The following is a 761-nucleotide window of genomic DNA, read 5'->3' as shown; positions in this document are numbered from 1 at the left end:
AGGACGTCATTGTTGAGCCGGACCCGCGGACGGTGAACAAGATCCCGGCAGTCTTGACGTTTTATATCCCCAACGCCGAGGTGCGGCAACTGGCCCTTGGTCGTGGGTTTGCCTCTTATACGGTTACCCGCACCGGCAGCCCGGCCGGAGTTTCCAAGCGCGCTTTCGTTACCTTTCTCGGGGTGGAGCAACGCTTGCCAAAACCCACGGTGACGGAAGCTGAGGGCGGCGTACTCGATCCGGAACTGGGTGCGGCCACTGTGGTTGTTCCGGGTGCTGCTCTGGAGGCGGGTGATGTCGTAATCCTGACCTGGCTGGGTACCCGCTCCAACGGTAGCCCGCTGTTGTATACCGCCCAGCGCGGCGTCAGTGGTGGAACGGCGGGCAAGCCGATGAGTTTCACGATTGACGGAGACGCCTATATCAAGCCCCTGAACGCGGGGAATGTCAGCGTTTATTACTCGCTGGGCAAGGCCGGCGACGGTCAGTTGCTGGAGTCCGACCGGGAACTGCTGATGGTGGGCGAGGCGCAGTTCGAATTGCCGGCACCCTCCACCCGCCCAGCGGCCCAGAACGGGATGCTTGATCCGGAGACATTGCCCGCCCAGTTGGAAATCGTGGTCCCGCCTTATCCCGACATGGCGGAGGGGCAAACGGTGCATATGATCTGGAAGGCCAGCGAGGGACCCAACTACAGCGACTACATGCCGATCAATTCTTTGATGGTGGGCAAGGAAGTGGTGTTTTACATGAGCCGTGAG

General features: G+C 61.0%; 1 protein-coding gene. It reads left to right on the top strand.

Translation table 11 applies throughout. The annotated features are described in order from the left end of the window. Positions 1 to 32: 32 nt before the first annotated feature. Positions 33 to 761, top strand: a 729-nt coding sequence (locus tag DM374_RS32650; RefSeq protein WP_225422692.1) for a hypothetical protein, incomplete at its 3' end; no start/stop codon positions are given.

The organism is Pseudomonas huaxiensis (assembly GCF_003231275.1).
GTDB lineage: Bacteria > Pseudomonadota > Gammaproteobacteria > Pseudomonadales > Pseudomonadaceae > Aquipseudomonas > Aquipseudomonas huaxiensis.
Note: the sequence above shows the minus strand (reverse complement) of the source record. Positions and strands in the feature narration are given on the sequence as shown.